This window comes from Amycolatopsis sp. GM8 (genome assembly GCF_021653975.1).
Taxonomy (GTDB): domain Bacteria; phylum Actinomycetota; class Actinomycetes; order Mycobacteriales; family Pseudonocardiaceae; genus Amycolatopsis_E.
Genome location: NZ_JAJKFK010000006.1, coordinates 1 through 14,487, shown reverse-complemented (window position 1 = coordinate 14,487; position 14,487 = coordinate 1). Strand labels below are relative to the sequence as shown.

Annotated in this window: 17 protein-coding genes and 2 pseudogenes; 6 read left to right on the top strand and 13 right to left on the bottom strand. The window is 65.2% G+C overall.

Annotated elements, in window-relative coordinates:
• Positions 1–9 precede the first annotated feature (9 nt).
• The 7 genes from LOZ83_RS26390 to LOZ83_RS26355 form a co-directional block, all read right to left on the bottom strand.
• Complete coding sequence (locus tag LOZ83_RS26390) at positions 10–531, bottom strand: helix-turn-helix domain-containing protein (RefSeq protein WP_236794381.1); 522 nt, start codon at positions 529–531, stop codon at positions 10–12.
• A gap of 930 nt (positions 532–1,461) precedes the next feature.
• Positions 1,462–2,220, bottom strand: coding sequence for a hypothetical protein (locus tag LOZ83_RS26380; RefSeq protein WP_236794380.1), 759 nt, complete (start codon positions 2,218–2,220; stop codon positions 1,462–1,464).
• A complete protein-coding gene (locus LOZ83_RS26375) occupies positions 2,220–2,606 on the bottom strand; it encodes a hypothetical protein (protein ID WP_236794379.1) in 387 nt (128 codons plus the stop codon). Before LOZ83_RS26375 ends, LOZ83_RS26380 begins: the two co-directional genes overlap by 1 nt.
• A 104-nt stretch (positions 2,607–2,710) precedes the next feature.
• The gene (locus LOZ83_RS26370) at positions 2,711–3,631 is read right to left on the bottom strand and encodes a BadF/BadG/BcrA/BcrD ATPase family protein (RefSeq protein WP_236794378.1); all 921 of its coding nucleotides are present in this window, start codon (positions 3,629–3,631) and stop codon (positions 2,711–2,713) included.
• Positions 3,628–4,368, bottom strand: coding sequence for an N-acetylmannosamine-6-phosphate 2-epimerase (locus tag LOZ83_RS26365; RefSeq protein WP_236794377.1), 741 nt, complete (start codon positions 4,366–4,368; stop codon positions 3,628–3,630). Before LOZ83_RS26365 ends, LOZ83_RS26370 begins: the two co-directional genes overlap by 4 nt.
• Positions 4,368–5,078, bottom strand: a complete 711-nt coding sequence (locus tag LOZ83_RS26360; RefSeq protein WP_236794376.1) for a GntR family transcriptional regulator — start codon at positions 5,076–5,078, stop codon at positions 4,368–4,370. Before LOZ83_RS26360 ends, LOZ83_RS26365 begins: the two co-directional genes overlap by 1 nt.
• Before the next feature lie 76 nt (positions 5,079–5,154).
• A complete protein-coding gene (locus LOZ83_RS26355; RefSeq protein WP_236794375.1) occupies positions 5,155–6,633 on the bottom strand; it encodes an APC family permease in 1,479 nt (492 codons plus the stop codon).
• A 308-nt stretch (positions 6,634–6,941) separates the two neighbouring features.
• On the opposite strand from LOZ83_RS26355, the gene LOZ83_RS26350 reads away from it, so the two are divergent.
• From LOZ83_RS26350 to LOZ83_RS39995, 5 genes and pseudogenes are all read left to right on the top strand, one after another.
• Positions 6,942–7,688 (top strand): sugar isomerase domain-containing protein, encoded by a 747-nt coding sequence (locus LOZ83_RS26350; protein WP_236794374.1) that lies wholly within the window; start codon positions 6,942–6,944, stop codon positions 7,686–7,688.
• A 64-nt stretch (positions 7,689–7,752) separates the two neighbouring features.
• A complete protein-coding gene (nagB, locus tag LOZ83_RS26345; RefSeq protein ID WP_236794373.1) occupies positions 7,753–8,538 on the top strand; it encodes a glucosamine-6-phosphate deaminase in 786 nt (261 codons plus the stop codon).
• Complete coding sequence (gene nagA / locus LOZ83_RS26340; RefSeq protein WP_236794372.1) at positions 8,535–9,695, top strand: N-acetylglucosamine-6-phosphate deacetylase; 1,161 nt, start codon at positions 8,535–8,537, stop codon at positions 9,693–9,695. The genes nagB and nagA overlap by 4 nt, the downstream gene beginning before the upstream one ends.
• Positions 9,613–10,233: an aldehyde dehydrogenase family protein gene (locus LOZ83_RS40875; protein ID WP_374202718.1), complete on the top strand. Its 621-nt coding sequence runs from the start codon at positions 9,613–9,615 to the stop codon at positions 10,231–10,233. The genes nagA and LOZ83_RS40875 overlap by 83 nt, the downstream gene beginning before the upstream one ends.
• Positions 10,185–10,910, top strand: a pseudogene (locus LOZ83_RS39995) (aldehyde dehydrogenase family protein). The gene LOZ83_RS40875 and the pseudogene LOZ83_RS39995 overlap by 49 nt, the downstream one beginning before the upstream one ends.
• Before the next feature lie 20 nt (positions 10,911–10,930).
• On the opposite strand, the gene LOZ83_RS40870 reads toward LOZ83_RS39995, so the two are convergent.
• Complete coding sequence (locus LOZ83_RS40870) at positions 10,931–11,200, bottom strand: ArsR/SmtB family transcription factor (RefSeq protein WP_374202730.1); 270 nt, start codon at positions 11,198–11,200, stop codon at positions 10,931–10,933.
• 53 nt (positions 11,201–11,253) lie between these two features.
• On the opposite strand from LOZ83_RS40870, the gene LOZ83_RS26325 reads away from it, so the two are divergent.
• Complete coding sequence (locus LOZ83_RS26325; protein WP_236794371.1) at positions 11,254–11,499, top strand: hypothetical protein; 246 nt, start codon at positions 11,254–11,256, stop codon at positions 11,497–11,499.
• 44 nt (positions 11,500–11,543) lie between these two features.
• Here LOZ83_RS26325 and LOZ83_RS26320 read toward each other — a convergent pair whose 3' ends face one another.
• The 5 genes and pseudogenes from LOZ83_RS26320 to LOZ83_RS40520 all read right to left on the bottom strand — a co-directional run.
• Entirely contained in the window at positions 11,544–12,395 is an 852-nt protein-coding gene (locus LOZ83_RS26320; RefSeq protein WP_236794370.1) for a fumarylacetoacetate hydrolase family protein, read from the bottom strand.
• A gap of 35 nt (positions 12,396–12,430) precedes the next feature.
• Positions 12,431–12,910 (bottom strand): cupin domain-containing protein, encoded by a 480-nt coding sequence (locus tag LOZ83_RS26315; RefSeq protein ID WP_236794369.1) that lies wholly within the window; start codon positions 12,908–12,910, stop codon positions 12,431–12,433.
• 49 nt (positions 12,911–12,959) lie between these two features.
• Positions 12,960–13,448 (bottom strand): YbhB/YbcL family Raf kinase inhibitor-like protein, encoded by a 489-nt coding sequence (locus tag LOZ83_RS26310; RefSeq protein WP_374202717.1) that lies wholly within the window; start codon positions 13,446–13,448, stop codon positions 12,960–12,962.
• On the bottom strand, positions 13,369–14,352 hold the full coding sequence (locus LOZ83_RS40865) for an alpha/beta hydrolase (protein WP_374202729.1): 984 nt from the start codon (positions 14,350–14,352) through the stop codon (positions 13,369–13,371). The genes LOZ83_RS26310 and LOZ83_RS40865 overlap by 80 nt, the downstream gene beginning before the upstream one ends.
• A 2-nt stretch (positions 14,353–14,354) precedes the next feature.
• Positions 14,355–14,487, bottom strand: a pseudogene (locus LOZ83_RS40520) (NAD(P)-dependent alcohol dehydrogenase); the annotation flags it as partial.

The following is a 14,487-nucleotide window of genomic DNA, read 5'->3' as shown; positions in this document are numbered from 1 at the left end:
CAATGACGGCTAGGTCCGATCCGGCGCCTGGCAATGCGTTTTCTCATCGAAGCTGAACACCACGTACACCCCGACCACATCAACCAGCTTCTCCTCGAAGCGTGGATCGTTGCTGATCTTGAACGTGTCCACCTTCCACGGTTTGAGGCCGTGGTTGGCCCAGATTCGGGCCACCGAGTCCCTGCCGATGCCGATCCGGGCGGCCATCGTGCGGGTGGTCCAGTGCGTGGCCCCGCCCGGTGGCATGTCATGCGCGGTGGTGTGCAGCACCTGTTCGACGGTGCCCGGCGGCGGGCTGGGCTTGCGTCCCCGGCCCTGGGCCATGCGCCCGACACCCGCGACGCCCGCCTCGGTGAACCGGGACCGCCAGCGGCGCACCGCATCGGAGTCCACACCGGACCGGCGTGCGTTTTCCTCGTTGGCCACGCCATCCGCCGCCCACAGCAACGCCCGTGCCTGCACCGCCTGCCGGTGCGGCAACCTCGACGAAGCCGCCATCCGGCCCAGCTCGGCACGCTGCTCATCAGTCATCGACAAGGCCGCATCACAGACACACCGCTAGCGCAGGGCAACCTGCCGGGAAAACAGTCTTCCCGCTCGTCCGTGACCTGGCCCCGGCCGCCCCCGTTACCTTCTGCGTGGCTCTTGATCAAGGAGCTGCGGTCGCCAGGCTCGGCATGATTTGATCCCCCAGTCGAAGGCATGATCCGGGGGGTGGTGTCACCGAGTCCGGTGGCATCGAGGGAACGCTGATAGGCACATGGCCGCCACAAGGTAGGTCTCGTCGTAGCGTGGCTGCCAGCCGTCGGTGCTTCACTGGCGACCGGCACACGACGATACGAAAAACCACTTGGGTGACTAACGGCTACTCCGTCTATCTCGGGCTTGACGTGGGCAAAGGCGAGCATCACGCCGTCGGCTTGGACCCCGCCGGGACACGGTTGCACGACGACGTCTGTGCCGATCCGCTCAGGTCTATCCCGGGCTGTACAGACGACCAGCGCCAGCTACTCAACCACGCGCTTCCGTCGCCCCTCACGTCGCCGATCCGGGGAACTTGGGGACTCGAACCTCTGACCCCCTCACTGCCAGGGCATCATCCGGTGCCCACAGCGTCGCGCGGTAACCACCGCGAAGAAGGCCGTACCGGAACCAGTTTCTACTTTGGTTCGTAATAGCCCGGTCTTGCTACGAGCACACTTTCAAAGTATTGCCAATCGTCCTCATCGGGCTCCTCCGGAGATCCTGAACGCCAAAAGCCGAGCAATAGGTCGCTCGCTGTATACGAGCTTCCTCGCTCGTGTTCCTTTACCTGCGCACGCTGGCTCAACCGGGAAATTAACTCGCCAACCGGGGTTGCGAAAACATCGATGCCCGCATAAGAAACTTGAACACCGGTCGTCGGCCTACCAAGCTCAACGGCCTCCACTAACTCGTTTTGATCAAAAAATACGAATATGCTTAGACCAGATCGTCGATCGTACACCACCCAGGTCGGATAACTACCCCCCTTATCAACTTCATTGATCGCACCATATTGACCCAAGGATACTCGAGCTTCATCGCGCGAAGACCCGATTCGGACAAGACCGGCGCTGTCGGGCGGCGCCAACTCAATAACCATCGCGACCTGGCTCCTTCTCGGTGGTCACCATTGCACTCGACCTCTTCATCATAGGAAACCCAGCATCTCCAGGATCGCATCGTCGTACTTGCTACCGGTGCCGGCCTGGTGGGTATCGATCCCCCGATCGGATCACCCGCCGAGTTAGTGCCATGGGCGTAATTGAAGATGCCGTTCGATGACCAGTTCTCGCCTCCGCATCCCTGAACATTCAGCGGCGGTGAGGTCTCGTCATCCACGATGATCGCGTTACCCGGGACCTTGCTGGTGTCCAGATTGCATGTCGGCGGGTCTGGATCCGGGTTCCCCGGTTCGGTGGATCCGGTGGCGTAGGCGTAGGCGCTGGTCACGCACGTCGTTGTGCAGCTCGGGATCCACGTCACCGGCTGATGCCACCAGCACTCGTAATCATTGAGCTGGCAGTGCCCGGCGTCTGGGTTGGTCGGGTTGATCGTGTTCGGGTCACAGTGGTTGTCGGGCACGTCGCAGAACGAGGCGAACGGCGCGATCTGCAACCAGCTCTGGCCACCGTGATAGGTCGGTGTCGTGTAGGCGCGAGCGCTGTAGCGCAGCAGCGGGGAGGCCATCCAGCCCATCACGCGTTCCTGATAAGGCCAGCTCCCCGGATGCGCCGCATCCGCATACGTGTCCTGCAGATACGGGTCGCGGTTCGGCGGATACACTGGGTTTTCCGGGTTGTTCGCCCACCCAAACCCCACGTCCCATCCGGACCGGTACACGACGAGCCCGCCGTGCAGCCGGTCGGGTCGTACGAGCCGGTGGGTTCGATCCCGGAGTTGTAGGCCCACGCGGCATAATACCAGTTCTCCAAATAGCGCGGATCCCCGTTGTTGGCGAGGATCCCGTCGGTATAGAGCTGATTCCACGTGGTCTCCAGGATCTGCAGGCCCGCGGCGATGTTCTCCTGATAGTCCACCGCGACCTTGATCTGCCCATGCGCCGACAGCGACGTGTCCCCCACGTGCATCGTACCCAGACCGTCTGCGGACCCCACCAAGCCCAGATCGCGACCGTTCTATGAGACGACGAGCGCGAGTGACCTCGTGAGCAGTTCATTCATCGGACTCAGCGGAAGCGCCAGCGATGAACGAGAACGCCGTACCGCTCGGCGCCATCTGTGATTCCGAGGTTCATGGCGCCAGTGAGCCCGGAGGCGTCCGCCGACCTGATCCGTACGTCCCGGATGGACGATGACATCGTGGTTTCAAACCTGCTGCGCAACAAGGAGCCCAGAGCGAAGAGCTTGCCGCCGAGAGCGATGTCGACGACCTCGTCGCCGACCCAGGCGACCCCGGCCTGAGCTGTCGCGGCGAGTTCGTCTGCTGCGGACTGCACGATTGCTTCCGCAGTGGAGTCGCCCTGCCCCGCGACATCGAGCACATCACGCGCGAATTGTGCGACCGCGTTCACCGGTCGGACGTGGCCGTACACGGCTTCTCGCAGTTCGGGTATGGGTCCGAAGCGCTCAGCAGCCACGTGGGAGAGCGCGGTGGCCGCTCCGACGCCGTCGTGCCGGCGGAGCACCGACCGGATCGCGCTGGCGCCGATCCAGAACGCGCCGCCTTCGTCGCCGAGGAGGTAGCCGTTGCCGTCGAACAGGCGCGGTTGCCCTGCCCGCGGTAGCGCCAGGCACGCGACGCCGGTGCCGGCGATCAGGGCCACGCCAGGGGTCCCGGAGAGTGCTCCGTAGTGCGACGTGACGGAGTCGTCGGCGACCCAGACTTCGCTGGCGCCGATCGCCTCCCCGATGAGCGCGCACAGTGCCTCAGCTCGCTCGGCGTCGGGAGGTGCGGTCGTCAGTCCGAGAACGGCGCGGTCAACCTGTGGTGAGCCTGCTCGCCGCCATACTTCGACGATCGCTTCGGCGGTTCCCGTGACGAGATCACCTTCGAGCCTGCTGACGCCTTCGACCTCGACACTGCGGTCGGAGGAAGAGTGTCGAAGCCGGATGGCGGACTGTCCGCCGTCGACGGCGAGGACCGTCACCACGTGGTCACCGAGTCCGTTCGGAGCGCCATGTCCAGACCCTGACGCTTGTGGATCGCCTGCACGAACCAGGAGGTGATGGTCGTCGGGTCGGTGATCGCGGTCCCGACCACGACGGCATGCGCCCCGAGGGCGATGGCTTCGGCCGCCAGCTCCGGCGTGCGGATGCGGCCTTCGGCGAAAACTGGCACGGTCAGCGCAGCGACGGTCGTTCGGAGCAGGTCGAAATCCGGTCCGTCTCCCTTGTCTCGGGTGTCGTCCGTGTAGCCGGAGAGCGTTGTGCTGACCATGTCGGAGCCTGCGTCCTGCGCGGCGGTCGCGTCCGCTGCGGTCGCGACATCGGCCATGACCAGCGCGTTGGTGCGTTCGTGGATGGCCGTGATGGTCTCGCGCAGCGTCAGCCCGTCTGGCCGCGGCCGTCGCGTGCCATCGATCGCAATGATTTCCGCTCCCGCGCGCGCGACCGCCAACGCGTGCTCGAGCGTCGGCGTGATGAAGACACCGTGAGCGGGGTGGGTCTTCCACAGGCCAATCTGCGGCAACGGGATGTCTTGGTGGATCAGCGCAACGTCGTCGGGTCCCTGTGCCCGGATGCCGACGGCTCCTGACGCCAGGGCCGTCCGAGCGAACATCGCCATGGCTGCTGAGCTGTGGAACGCTTCGCCGGGATTGGACTGGCAGGACACGACCAGTCCGCCCTGCAACGAGTTCAGCAGCTGCTGATGTGCTTCTTCCACTAGCGTTCGTTTCCATCTCTCGTCACGGCCAGATGGAAGCTGTATCGGTCGGCGCGGTAGATATCGCACGCGAATTCGATCAGTCGCCCTTGGTGCGACGAGCTCACTCGGAGGACGCACAGCGCCGCGGATCCATCTGGCACCTCGAGCAATGCACACTGGTCATCGTCGAGTTCGATTGCTTTGATTTCTTGTTCGGATCGGATGATCTCGTGCCCGTCCTCGGCGAGCTGGGCGTAGAGGGACTCGCCGAGGCGGAGTCGATCGAGATCAAGGATCGACGTGGGGAGGTACGCTTCTTCGATCGCGATCGGTTTTTCGTCTGCCAGTCGCAATCGTCGGAGGACCGTGCACGGTGAGCCGGTCGGGATTGCCAACCTTCGCGCGAGCTCCTCGTCGGCCTCGGACACGTATGCTGCGAGCACCCGGGACGACGCACGGAACCCGCGACTGGTCATGTCCTCCGTGAACGAGGTCAGTTTCGGCGACTTGGAGAAGATGTCGCGGGAGCCCACGTAGGTTCCGGATCCGTGGATGTTGTAGACGAGGCCCTCGTCGATGAGGCGGGCGATGGCGGCACGCACCGTCATTCGGCTGACGTGGTAGATCTCCATCAGTTCACGCTCGGACGGGAGCGCGTCGTGTGGGGAAAGTGATGAGGCGATCAGCTCGCGGATACCTCGGGCAACCGCCTCATACTTGTGCGCCATCGTTCCTCCCCATCCCACCACCCTAGGTCTTCATCTGCCGCATCGACCGTCTCACAGGGCACGATCCCGAAGGTGATCAGGTGGCGGCCCTCGCATCGTCGAGAGGAGCGTCCCCGTCGTCGATCGTTGAGTTCGACTCGGTGCCTGACATCGCGGTCCCCGCTCGACGGAGTGTACCGAGGCTGCCACTGGTGGAGAGAACGGCGACGATGACGCCGCCGACGACGAGCCACACGATCGCAACGATCGGCGCCCACGCGTTCACACCGGTCGGCAGCGGGAAGAGTGTCTTGTACCCGACGTAGAGCAGCAGCAGGCTGGACGCGATCGGAACCATGAGGTGCGTGAGGATGCTGTACTCATCCCGGTACTTCGAGCGGTACAGGCGCCACACTGCGACGTTGCCGCTGATGTAGACGACGATGATCAGGATCGTGATGATGATGCCGGCGAACGCGAACACGCCGGTCGTGCCGAGCAGGAAGCCGCCCCCGACCGAAACCACGAGCGTCACGAACGACTGCAAGAGCACAGCGTTGGTCGGAGTCCTTCGCCTGGCGTGAACGACGGCGAGGGCTGGCGGGAGCACCCGCGCTCGCGCCATGCCGAAGATGACGCGGCTCGACGCGTTCTGGACCGCGATCCCCACGCCGATGATCGAGTTGATGAACGAGATCAAGACGAGGATCCACAAGGGTCCCCAGGCGCCACGGGCGAATGTGAGAACCGGAGAGCCGTCGGCGACGAAAGATGTCACGTCGTTCGTGCCCCAGCCGGCGAGCGTGCCCCAGCCGACGATGAGGAAGAAGACGATCGTGGTCGCGAGCGACAGGATCACTGCGCGCGGCAGCGTCTTGGTCGGGTTGGCGCTCTCTTCGGCGAGGGGTGCGACTGCCTCGAAGCCCGCGAAGGTGAAGATCGAGAACACCACCCCGAGGAAGAGGCCGTTGAAGCTGGCCGCGTGTGTCGGCATGAACGGCTCGAAGTTGAACCCGCCGTTGCCGGGGTGGATCAGGCCGGTCACGGCGAGTGCGACGCCGATCGCGATCTCGAAGATACCCATGCCCACGACGAAACCGATCGAGAGCTTCAGCCCGAACAAGGAGATGACGGTGAGCAGGGCCGTCCCGACCAGTGCCGTGATCCACCAGGGGAAGTCAAACCCGTAGGCGTTCTTGAGGGTCGATTGGATGATGCCGCCCATGAAGGACAGATTGATTCCGGCACCGATCGGTTCGAAAAGCAGGAACGCCCATGCGACGACGAAGCCGGTTCTCGGCCCAATGATGTTGCTGACCCAGGTGAAGTAGCCGCCGGCGGAGGACATCTTCTTCGACAGCTGGATCACGGACACGGCGACCAGCCCCATCGCCAGGCCACCAATCCCGAGGGCGACAGGTACTGCGACACCGGCGACACCGGCAATCGCCTGCACGGTGAAGAGCAGGCCAACCGCGGGCCCGATGTGGGTGATGGCCTGCATGAGGACACCGGGAAGAGTGATCGCTCCGGCCTCGAGCGTTGAGTCGTTCGCTCCGTCAACGTGCGAGCTCACGGCCGTCTCCCTTCTCCGAACGGACGTCGTTGCCTTGCGCTTCGTTGCATGTGGTGCGGCCGCTCGACGCTGATGCCGCCGGCAGCGTCAGCACAGCCCGAGCGCCGTTGGTCTCCCTGTGCATAACCTCTCCTAAGTGGTCCGTACCAGTTGAGTTGGCCCACCTTGGCATCGAGCATTGTTTTCTGTCAACAGCCGAAACTCGGCGTTAACAACTTGATAAAGTGGTACGGTCCAGTACGACGGTGAGTGATCCGATTGTCCTAGCGATCGCGAAGCACTGCCCACTCGACCAACGGAGGAACACGATGGAATACGACTACCTCGAGCTGTCTCACCGCACCATCGATCGCATCGCTGCGACGCAGCTCGGGAATGTCGACGCTGCCGTAGAGCTGATCGCCGAATCAATGCTTGCAGGCGGCGTGCTGCAAGCCTTCGGCACCGGACACTCGCGCGTGATCGTCCACGAGATGAGTGGACGCGCCGGGGGGCTGCTTCCCGTCAATCTCGTGCGCATCAGTGACCTGTCGACCTACGGCGACCTGGATCCGAAGGACCTTCTCGACCCAACGCTCGAGCGGAACCCCGCGTTTGCGCAGTCCGTTTTCGACTTCACCGGGGCACGTCCGGAGGACTGCTTCCTCATCGTCTCGAACTCGGGCATCAACGGCTCTGTCGTCGAGATGGCTCGGCTTGTCACGGAGCGCGGCCACAAGCTGGTCGTGATCACCTCGATGCAGCACAGCTCGCAGGTCGCTACCCGCGCCACGTCGGGCAGGAAGCTCTACGAATACGGCGACGTCGTGATCGACACAGGTGCCCCGACCGGAGACGCCGCACTTGAACTTCCCGACGGCACCCGCACGGGAGCTGTCTCCTCGCTCGCAGGTGTGGTGATCGTCGAGCTCCTGACCGAAGGCATCTGCCGCAAGTACATCGAGGCGGGACTGCGGCCGCCGGTCTACCGGTCAATGAACCTTCCCGACGGCGATACCGCCAACGAGGCCCTCGAGGCAATGTACGCCCAGCGGGTGCGGCCGATCGAGCCCTGACGCTCCTCGCACGGCCTCACCATGCCCCTGTTGTGTGACTCAACAACTGGCGAAGGAATGCCTCTTGGAGATCATCATCCTGTCCACGCCGGCTGAAGTCGGTCGCGTCGCTGCGGCCAAGATCGCCTCGGTCGTCGCGAAGAAGCCGTCCGCCGTCATCGGTCTTGCGACCGGTTCCAGCCCGCAGGGTATCTACGCCGATCTGCAGCGCCGGGTCGACGCCAGAGAGATCTCGTTCGCCCAGGCGCGCGGGTTCGCCCTCGACGAGTACGTCGGCATCCCGCCCGAGCCCCCCGAGTCGTACGCATCGGTGATCGCTCGGGACGTCGTCGGTCCGCTCGGGTTCGGCCCCTCCCGCGTGCGGATGCCGGACGGCCTCGCCGACGACCTCGAGTTCGCGGCGAATGAGTACGACGCCGCGATCCGTGCCGCGGGCGGTGTGGACGTGCAGATCCTCGGCATCGGTGCCAACGGGCACATCGGGTTCAACGAGCCGACGTCGTCGTTCGCCTCCCGGACGCGCATCAAGACGCTCGCTCCGTCCACGCGTGAGGCGAACGCGCGCTTCTTCGACTCGCTGGACCGGGTTCCGACGCACTGCGTGACGCAGGGGCTCGGCACGATCCTCGAGGCCAGGGAGCTCGTGTTGGTGGCACAGGGGTCGGCGAAGGCGGACGCCGCCGCGGCCTCGGTCGAGGGGCCGCTGTCCTCGTTCGTTCCGGGCAGTGCGCTGCAACTGCACGAGCACGTGACGGTTGCCGTTGACGAGGCCGCGGCGTCGAAGCTCAAGCATGCGGACTACTACAAGTACACGTACGCCAACAAGCCGAACCGGCAGCGCAACCAGTGACCGACACTCCTACCAAGACAACGTTGCTGCGTGCGGCGCGCGCCATCGACGCCTACACCGACACGACCGACGCCTGGATTTTCGCCGCTGGCGGCATCATCCGCGCCGTCGGCAGCGGACCGGACGCGCCCGCCGCGGACCAGTTCGCCGATCTTGGCGACGCCACCCTCGTGCCCGGATTCATCGACCTCCACGGGCACGGGGGTGCAAGCGGGGCTTATGACAACGCCGCTGACGAGATCCTTGCCGCCCTCGCGATGCATCGCCGCCACGGCACCACCCGGTCGGTACTCAGCCTCGTCGCAAACCCAATCCCGGCCCTCACCCGGTCCCTCGCCACGATTCGCGAGGTCATGGCCGAAGACCCGCTCGTACTCGGCGTGCACCTCGAAGGCCCGTTCCTCTCCGCTCATAACCAGGGGGCGCATGAACGCGGTTTCCTCCTCGACCCGGCCCGGCAGACCATCGACAAGCTCCTCGAAGCCGCCGACGGCGCCCTCCGGCAGGTCACAATCGCACCCGAGCTGACGGGGGCAACCGACGCGATCCGGCACCTCGTGGACCACGACGTCCTCACCGCCGTGGGACACACCGTCGCCACCTACGACCAGGCCCGCGCTGCCTTCGACGCTGGCGCAACCCTGCTCACACACACGTTCAACGCGATGCCCGGTATCCACCATCGCAACCCAGGACCGGTCGCGGCTGCCGTCGCCGACGACCGAGTCAGCCTCGAACTCATCCTCGATGGCGTCCACGTCGCACCGGTCGTCGCACTCACTCTGTTCCGTGCAGTACCGGACCGCGTCGCGTTGATCACCGACGCAATGGCTGCTGCCGGCTCTCCGGACGGGACTTACCGGCTGGGATCCTTGAGCGTCAGCGTCAACCACGGTATTGCCCGCGTTGCCGGTACTGACACGATCGCAGGCTCGACGCTCACCCAAGACATCGCACTCCTGAACGCCGTCAAGCTCGGTGGCATGACGTTGCGGCAGGCCGTCGCGGCGCTCACTGCTGTCCCAGCCGAAGCGCTCGGTCTGGCGAGAAGGCTTGGTGCGCTCGCTCCCGGCTATGCAGCCGACGTGGTGGCGCTCAGTCCCGACCTCGCGATCAAAGCCGTTTGGGCTGCTGGCGTATCCATCACGCCTCGCTGACTTAGCGTCAAACGAGGCGTGCGCGAGACGGAGCCATGCTGTTCACACGTTGGGGTCTGTAACAAGATCGAACGGTGTTTTCGGCGCTGGCCGAGCGCCGAGAAGTACTAACCGCAAACACCGATGTCATGACACGGCCCGCTGCAGCCGCCGACGGGTGGGCGGGTACCCTGGCGCGCCGTCGCTCGGAAATCCTGCACCGCGCCTTCGATTGCTGATGCGCAACCAGAACCAGCTGACCGAGCTGATCGTGGGCGAGAACGGCAAATCACGAACGGACGCCCGTGGCGACGTCGCCTTCGCGGCCGAGTTCTTCCGTTGGTATGCCGAACAAGCCGTGCGCCCCAACGGACACTATGGACCATCCCCGGCCGGCGGCACCCGCACGGTGGTGACCCAACGGCCATCGGCATCGCCGCACTGGTCACGCGGGGGGAACTTCCCCGCCGCCATGATCACGCGCAAAGCCTGGCCCGCGCCCGCGATCGCATGGCGCTCACCGAAGCCGGCATGCCCGACAACGTGGTCAACATCGTGACGACGAGCTCCGCCTCCGCCGTGGTCGGTGCCTGGCTGGCCGATTCCCGGGTCCGCAAGCTCCCCTTCACCGGCTCCACACCGGTCGGCCGGACACTGCTGCGGTAAGCAGCCGAGCGGGTCGTGAATGTATCGACGGAACTGGGCGGCAACGCCCCGTTCGTGGTGACCGCGGACGTCGACCTCGACGCCGCGGTGGACGGGGCCATGATCGCGAAGTTCCGCAACAGCGGACAAGCCTGCACCGCGGCGAACCGCTTCTACGCGCAAGAGCTTCCCACCGATAGCAAAGGGAATTTCTTCGCATCCACCGTACTCACCAACGTACCGCCGGACGCCCGAATCATCCACGAGGAAATCCTCGGCCCGGTCGCACCCATCGTCCACTGGCGACACGAGAACGAACTGCTGCGCATGGTCAACGAGTCCGAACAAGACCTGGCCGCCTACGTCCACGCCGGCGACCTGCGCCACGCGATACGACTCGGCGAGGCCATCGACGCGGGCATGGTCGGCATCAACCGCGGGCTCGTTTCCGAGCCATCAGCACCCTTCGGCGGCGTCGAGCAAAGCGGCCTCGGCCGCGAAGGCGCATGCGACGGACTCCACGAATACCTCGAAACTCAATACCTCGCAGTGGGCTGGCCCGCCTCCTGGGGTCGCTCATCACATCGCTGAGCCCACCGCCGTCATCACCCTCATGTCCGCACGCCCGGGGATCTCCCTTCAGTGCCAAGCCTGTTGGGCGTCCACGAGTGCGGTCTGCCGGACAGGGTCAAGAAGCCCGGGAAACTAATCGTCGAGCTCCGCGCGGCGCAGCACAGGGATAGCAGCTTTGACAGGTGATACGAGCAGGTCGACGTGGGCGGCGACACCAGTTCCGCAATCGCACCCGCCGTGCGCAACTCACCATCAAGCAGCAACCGCACAACGGTGAGTCGGCTCTCGTCACTAAGCCCAGCGAACACCTTCGCCAAGCGGTTTCCAACAAGTCGGAAATTCGGAATTCAGGGAGCCCACCATGCCAGATCACGATCGGATCCAGTGCCGCATCGACCGGATCGAGATTCAGGACAAGGTCGCGCTCTATTTCATCGGCGAGCCCGACGCGATCACGGAAGGCCTGGTGAAGGACGAAGCCGTCAGCGCCGCGGACACTCTTCTGGTCACGATCCCCAACCTGCTCGGCGTGACCGAGAACCTCCGGCTGCTGGACAACATCGCCGAACACGTCGCGCCGAACCTCGGCTGGCGCAGAAACAGCTGAAGGCCTCCACCCGGCGGCTCCACCCGGCCGGGTGGAGCCACCAGCTACGGTGCCGCTGGCGCGATGAAGACGTGCTCCATCTCCCCGATTCCCTCGATCCGGGTGCGGACCACGTCACCGTCGGCGATGTACCGGGCGGGAACGCGGCCCATGCCCACACCGGCGGGAGTACCGGTGAAGATCAGGTCGCCCGGGTAGAGCGTGCACACGGCCGAGATCCGTTCGATGAGTACGTCGACGGGGAGAATCATCTGACCGGTGTGTCCATCTTGGACGAGTTCGTCATTGAGCCAGCAGCGCAGGCGCAACGGCGCGTCGCGGTCGACTTCGTCCGGCGTCACCAAAGCCGGACCGGTCGCGCCGAAGCCCGGAAAACTCTTGCCCAGCGAGAACTGTGGCGGTTGCCCGCGCATCTGGACTTCACGATCACTGAAGTCCTGCCCGACCGTGACGCCCCCGATGTGATCCCACGCATCAGCGGCGGTGATGCCGCTGGTGGTCTGGGCCATCACAACAACCAGCTCGACCTCCCAGTCGACCGACGACCCGCTCAGCGTGATCCGGCCAGCCGGGCCGGTGAGCGAACTGGCGAACTTCGTGAACACCGAAGGCGTCTGCGGCGCCGCCGACAACCCGGTCTCGTCGGCGTGCTCCGCGTAGTTCAGACCGATCGCGAAGACCTGACGCGGCCGGGGAACCGGCGCATGCAGATCCGCGGTCCGGTAGGGCAAGGCGCCATCCCACGGCGCGTCGGCGGCCCAGGACCGGAACTCCGGCCATTGTGGAAAGAGGTCCATCGGGTCCGGACCGAACCGGCCCCCGCTGGCCTTGGCGATGTCGATCGCGCCCTGCCGGGAAATCAGGTGTGCGCGACCGCTGAGATTGACTAGACGCATGATTCTACGGTTTCTCCAGAGCGGCCAGTTCGTTGTCAGTCGACCCAGTCGATGCGGGACTCACAACGACCGTCGTCGAGTTCCGGGGTGACGACGACGCGCTCCTGCTCCAACGGGTCGGTGCGGGCGACCACGAAGGTCGCGCCCTCAGAATGGCTGCGGCTGAACGTCTTGTGCGGCGTGAACGGCGGAATGTACACGAAGTCACCGGCCTCGACCTCGAGCTTGACCTCCAGCTCGTCACCCCAGAACATCACGGCCTTCCCCTCAGTGCAGTACAGGGCCGTCTCGTGATCGAGGTGATAATGAGTGATGGTGGAGCCCTCGACACCGGGTCCGCACACCGTCACCAGCATGCAGATATGCCGTGTGTCGACGGTGTTTTCGTTGATACCTTGATAAGCGTCGATGTTCTGCTTGATGCGGTCCGCGTCCTTCACACGGACGGCCGTGACGACCCGGTCCCACTTCCCCGCCTCGGCGAGGGGAATCCACGATGCGGTAGTGCCGCACATTTCGGTCACCTTTCTGTTGTTTCGTTTCTCAGGGAATCTTTTTCCAGCGTCACCCGGTGGTTTCCGCGGTGGCGGTCAACACCGCGCGACCGAGTATGTGGGTGCCGGCTGTGAAAGTGAGAAAGGCGGGCGTGGTGTTCTCGTCGACCCCGATGCTGGGCACATCCAGCGCCAGCACCACGATGAAGTACCGATGCCGGCCGTGGCCCACCGGCGGGGCGCCGCCGATGTAGCGGGCAAGACGAGCGTCGTTGGGGATCTGAAGCGCGCCTGGCGGCAGCAAATCGGCCGTGCCATTGCCGGCGTCCGCGGGGAGTTCGGTCACCGAGGCGGGAATGTCCGCGACGGCCCAATGCCAGAAGCCCGATCCGGTGGGCGCGTCCGGGTCGTACACCGTGACGACGTAGCTCTGCGTGCCCTCCGGGGCACCGGACCACGACAGCTGCGGGGAGACGTCCTCACCGCCGGGAATTCCGAAGATGCCCGACAGTTGGGCCGGCGGAAGCGGTTGTCCTTCGGTGAGGTCCTTGCTGGTCACGGTGAACGCGGGGACCTCGCGCAACCGCGCGAAGGGATTGTTCTCCGACATCGGTCTCACATTCTCTCTCTCTGACATCTGCCGGCGTCCGGTTCCAGACACCGCGAAGAAAACGAAGCGCGGGCTCGATGACACCCGCCGTGTGGAAGACGGGGTCGGCGTGCCCGGCTCCCGGGACGACGGCGAGCGTCGATTCGCCGCCCCGGTCGAGTAGCGCGTCGTGTAAACGGGTGCTCTGGCTGAGGGGACTACCAGCGTCCCGGTCACCGTGGCCCAGGTACATAGGCGGCAGATAGCGTGCCCCGCACGCCGCGGCGATGCACGATGCCCCGGCCGCAGCCACGTCATGCCCATTCCCGGACAGACCGAGGAAGGACGCGATGCCGGGAAACGCGGGGTGGGTGGCGAAGTCGGCGGTCAGCAGCGCCGGAAAATCCGTTACGGGGTAGTGGAGCACGACCGCGGACAGGCGGGCGGAGACCTCGAGGTGATCTCCGATCGGATGTCCGACCGGGATGTCGTCGCACAACGCGGCCCGCGCGATGAGGTAACCGCCCGCCGAACTCCCCCAGCCCGCGATCTTTTCGACGTCGATCCCGTAGTCGGCGCCGCGAGCGCGAAGCCATCGGATGGCCGCCAGCACGTCCTCGACCGGCTCCGGATGGCCTGCCTCCGCAGCTAGGCGGTAGTCGATCGTGGCGACGGCGATGCCCTCGGCCGGCAGCGTCGCCCAGGGCCCCATTCCCCGCGAACCGCTGATGAAACCGCCGCCGTGTACGTAGACCACCGCGGGTACCGGAGCCACGCTCTCCTCCGGGAGATGGAGGTCCAGCACGAGCGGCCGCCAGCCGGGCTCGGTGGCATAGGTGAGCCCGAGGCGAGAAAGCGCTTTCTCGACCGGCATCGTCATGTTTCGGGTACCAGGACCGCCCGGCCCCGCACCCGGTTCAGCGCGAGATCGTCCAGCGCTTCCGCCGCGGCCGGCAACGGGTACCGCTTGGTGCGCATGGTGACCTTGCCGGCCTCCGCCAGCGTGACG